The sequence below is a fragment of the Streptosporangium sp. NPDC006013 genome, assembly GCF_040614275.1.
In the GTDB taxonomy this organism is placed as follows: Bacteria; Actinomycetota; Actinomycetes; order Streptosporangiales; family Streptosporangiaceae; genus Streptosporangium.
Window position 1 is genome coordinate 1 of record NZ_JBEXUE010000671.1, and the last position, 4376, is coordinate 4376.

Genomic DNA, 4376 nt, shown 5'->3' on the forward strand with positions numbered 1-4376 from the left:
GCCGCGCGCAACAGCCCATGATGGTCCACGCCGTTCATCCAGTCCTGCTTCTGGAGCTGCGCGTAGGCCGCGCGCTCGTCGTCGGTCATCTCGGGCCGCAGGACCGGTTCGGCGGGAAGGTCCCCGGCCAGCAGGCCGGGCAGCAGGGCCGGCAGGTTGACGGGGAAGACCAGCTCCCGGGTGGTCAGGAACTCCCGGTGCGGCCACCAGCGGTGCGCCGAGATCTGCGAGCGCTCCAGCTCCTCCTGCCCCGAGACGTCGACGGTGTGGCCGTCGACGCGCAGGAAGAAGAACGAGTCGGTCGCCTCGACCAGGACGTCGCCGAATTCGGCGAGGCCGGAGGTGCGGGCCACGACGGGCCCCAGCCGCTCCTCCGCGACGTCCAGCCCGGTCTCCTCGCGCAGTTCGCGGACCGCGGCGGCGGCCAGGCTCTCCCCCTCGTGCACCCCTCCGCCCGGGGTGACCCAGAAGTGCTCGGCGGACCAGTGCGCGGGAGCCTGGAACCGGAACAGCAGGAGGCGGTCGTCGTCGTCGACCAGCAGGACCCGGGCACTGGGGCGGGAGATCGGGGCAGCCACCTTTCCGATCATAGAAGAGCCTCCTGCCCGCGGGGTCGTTCGCGCGACGCCCGGCGGTTGACGGCCGGGGCACGGGTGAGAGCACGGCGCGTCGCCGAGGCCGGAGCACCCGCTCGTCCCGCACGGTGGCGGGAGCCGGTGATCGGGTGTCAAGCGGTCGTCAAGGTATGCCGGGCCCCGCGTGGGGGAGGCGTCAAGCCTGGGTGCCGGGGCGTATGGAAACCGTCAAGTGGCGCAATAAGCGCGAAAAACAGAGCTTTCCTTGCATGTGCCCTGCCCGTCGGGCGGCGGTGAGAACAAACCCCGGATGCGAGGAGTGGGGATGGCAGACGTCATCTTCGTCGCCCTGACGATCGCGGTCTTCGCGATCCTCGGGCTGGTCGTCAAGGCGGTGGAACGGCTGTGAGCGCCGTCAACGCGGCCGGTCTGGTCGTGGTCGTCGGCCTGGTGATCTTCATGGTCGTGGCCTTGCTGTTTCCGGAGCGCTTCTAATGTCGTCGACCATGGCCGGAGTCCTGTTCATCGGATCCCTCGTCGTCGCCCTAGCACTGGTCCACCGGCCGCTGGGCGGCTACATGTACCGCGTCTACAACGGCGGGAGGCACCTCGCCCCCGAGCGGGTGATCTACCGGATCATCGGCGTCCGGCCGGACGCCGAGCAGGGGTGGGGTGGCTACGCCCGCAGCGTGCTGGCGTTCTCGGCGATCTCCGTCCTGTTCCTGTACGGACTGCAGCGGCTGCAGGACAAGCTGTTCCTGTCGCTGGGCTTCCCCTCGGTGACCGACCACGTCGCGTGGAACACCGCGGTCAGCTTCGTCACCAACACCAACTGGCAGGCCTACTCCGGTGAGTCGACCATGGGCCACCTGGTGCAGATGTCCGGCCTGGCGGTGCAGAACTTCGTGTCCGCCGCGGTGGGCATGGCGGTGGCGATCGCCCTGGTCCGCGGTCTTGCCCGCAAGGAGGCCGGGGAACTGGGCAACTTCTGGGTCGACCTGGTCCGCGGCACCCTCCGCATCCTGCTGCCGATCGCCCTGGTCGGCGCGGTCGTGCTGCTGGCGGGCGGACTGGTCCAGAACCTCGCCTCCCCGCACGAGGTGACCACCCTGACCGGCGGCACCCAGGCGATCACCGGCGGCCCGGTGGCCAGCCAGGAGATCATCAAGGAGCTGGGCAACAACGGCGGCGGGTTCTACAACACGAACTCGGCCCATCCCTTCGAGAACGCCACGAGCTGGACCAACTGGGTGGAGATCTTCGCGATCTTGCTGATCCCGTTCGCGCTGCCCCGCACCTTCGGCCGCATGGTCGGAGACAGGCGGCAGGGCTACGCGATCGTCGCGATCATGGGGATCCTGGCGCTGACCGGCGTCGCGCTGCTCACCGGGCTGGAGACCGCCCACGGCGGTACGGTCCCGCAGGCGGTGGGCGCCGCGCTGGAGGGCAAGGACATGCGCTTCGGCGTGCCCGACTCCGCCACCTTCGCCGCCGCCACCACCCTGACCTCGACCGGCGCGGTGAACTCCTCCCACGACTCGTTCACCGCGTTCGGTGGCATGTTCACGATGTTCAACATGATGCTGGGCGAGGTCGCGCCCGGCGGCGCGGGCGCGGGCCTGTACGGCATGCTCGTCCTCGCGGTGATCACGGTATTCGTGGCCGGGCTCATGGTCGGCCGCACCCCCGAATACCTGGGCAAGCGGATCGGCGCCCGCGAGATCAAGTTCGCCGCGATGTACTTCCTGGTCACACCGGTGCTGGTGCTGACCGGCACGGCGCTGGCGATGGGCTCGGCCGAGCAGCGGGCGAGCATGCTCAACACTGGCCCGCACGGCTTCTCCGAGGTGCTGTACGCCTTCACCAGCGCGGCCAACAACAACGGCTCCGCGTTCGCCGGCCTCACCGCCAACACGCCGTGGTACGACGTGGCTCTCGGCCTGTGCATGGCCTTCGGCCGGTTCCTGCCGATCATCTTCGTACTCGCCCTGGCCGGCTCCCTGGCCGCGCAGGCACCGGTGCCCGCCTCGGCGGGCACCCTGCCCACCTACCGGCCGCAGTTCGTCGGCATGGTCGTCGGCGTGACGGTGATCCTCGTCGCGCTGACCTTCCTGCCCGCCCTGGCACTCGGCCCGCTCGCGGAGGGATTCCAGTGATGTTCATCCGGACGTTCCAGATGCCGGGCCATACCCCCACCCCTGGGAACGGCAGGGTGGGCGGCGGCCTCCTCCATCCCAGGCAACTGATCACATCGCTGCCCGAGGCGCTCAGGAAGCTCAACCCGGCCACCCTCTGGCACAACCCGGTGATGCTGATCGTCGAGATCGGCGCGGCCTTCACCACGGCGCTCGCGGTGGTGGACCCGTCGTTCTTCGCCTGGGCCACCGTGGTGTGGCTCTGGCTGACCGTGCTCTTCGCCAACCTGGCCGAGGCCGTCGCCGAGGGGCGCGGCAAGGCACAGGCGGCCACGCTGCGCGCCGCCAAGCGCGACACCACGGCGCGGCGGCTGCGCGGCCGCGACTCCACCGAGTGGGACGTCGTCGGGGCACCCGAGCTGCTGCGGGGCGACTTCGTCGTGGTGGAGGCCGGGGAGATCATCCCAGGTGACGGCGACGTGGTCGACGGCATCGCCTCGGTGGACGAGTCGGCCATCACCGGCGAGTCCGCCCCGGTCATTCGCGAGTCTGGCGGTGACAGGTCGGCGGTGACCGGCGGCACCAAGGTGCTGAGCGACCGGATCGTCGTCCAGATCACCCAGCGGCCCGGCGAGAGCTTCATCGACCGGATGATCGCCCTGGTCGAGGGCGCCGGCCGGCAGAAGACCCCCAACGAGATCGCCCTAAACATCCTGCTGGCCGCCCTGACGATCATCTTCCTGGTCACCACCGCGACCATGCAGCCACTGGCGATCTACGCCAAGGCACAGAACCCCGGAGTCCCGGACTCGCTAGCCCTGACCGCGGACGGCGTCACCGGCGTCGTGCTGGTCTCGCTGCTGGTCTGCCTCATCCCGACCACGATCGGCGCGCTGCTGTCGGCGATCGGTATCGCGGGCATGGACCGCCTGGTCCAGCGCAACGTGCTCGCGATGAGCGGCCGCGCGGTCGAGGCCGCCGGGGACGTCAACACCCTGCTGCTGGACAAGACCGGCACCATCACCCTGGGCAACCGGCAGGCGTCGGCGTTCCTGACCGCCTCCGGAGTCTCCGCGGACGACCTGGCGGAGGCCGCACAACTGGCCAGCCTGGCCGACGAGACCCCCGAAGGCCGCTCCATCGTGGTCTACGCCAAGCAGGAGCACGGGCTGAGAGAGCGACTGCCGGGAGAACTCGCCCGCGCCCGGTGGATCGGGTTCACCGCGCAGACCCGGATGAGCGGTGTCGACCTCGAAGGCCGTCAGGTCCGAAAGGGCGCCGCCACCGCCGTGATGAAGTGGATTCGCGACCACGGCGGCCATCCCGTCGAGGCGGTCGGAGGCATCGTCGACGCCGTCTCCGGCTCCGGTGGCACCCCGCTGGTCGTCGGTGAGATCGCCGACGGCAGGGCGCGGGTGCTGGGGGTCATTCATCTCAAGGACGTCGTCAAGCAGGGCATGCGCGAGCGGTTCGACGAGATGCGCCGGATGGGCATCCGCACCATCATGATCACCGGTGACAACCCGCTGACGGCCGGGGCCATCGCCAACGAGGCGGGAGTGGACGACTTTCTGGCCGAGGCGACTCCCGAGGACAAGCTCGCGCTGATCAGGTCGGAGCAGGAGGGCGGCCGGCTGGTCGCGATGACCGGTGACGGCACCAACGA

4 protein-coding genes are annotated in these 4376 nt (G+C 69.9%); 3 read left to right on the plus strand and 1 reads right to left on the minus strand.

Annotation, left to right across the window (positions count from 1 at the left end):
* Positions 1 to 578, minus strand: a 578-nt coding sequence (locus ABZ260_RS47510; RefSeq protein ID WP_355631595.1) for an NUDIX domain-containing protein, incomplete at its 3' end; no start/stop codon positions are given.
* A gap of 402 nt (positions 579 to 980) precedes the next feature.
* Between ABZ260_RS47510 and kdpF the strand changes: the two genes are divergently transcribed.
* From kdpF to kdpB, 3 genes are all read left to right on the plus strand, one after another.
* Positions 981 to 1070, plus strand: a complete 90-nt coding sequence (kdpF, locus tag ABZ260_RS47515) for a K(+)-transporting ATPase subunit F (protein ID WP_355565104.1) — start codon at positions 981 to 983, stop codon at positions 1068 to 1070.
* Positions 1070 to 2731: a potassium-transporting ATPase subunit KdpA gene (kdpA, locus tag ABZ260_RS47520; protein ID WP_355631598.1), complete on the plus strand. Its 1662-nt coding sequence runs from the start codon at positions 1070 to 1072 to the stop codon at positions 2729 to 2731. The genes kdpF and kdpA overlap by 1 nt, the downstream gene beginning before the upstream one ends.
* A 20-nt stretch (positions 2732 to 2751) precedes the next feature.
* A partial coding sequence (gene kdpB / locus ABZ260_RS47525; RefSeq protein WP_355631601.1) for a potassium-transporting ATPase subunit KdpB occupies positions 2752 to 4376 on the plus strand: 1625 nt, incomplete at its 3' end.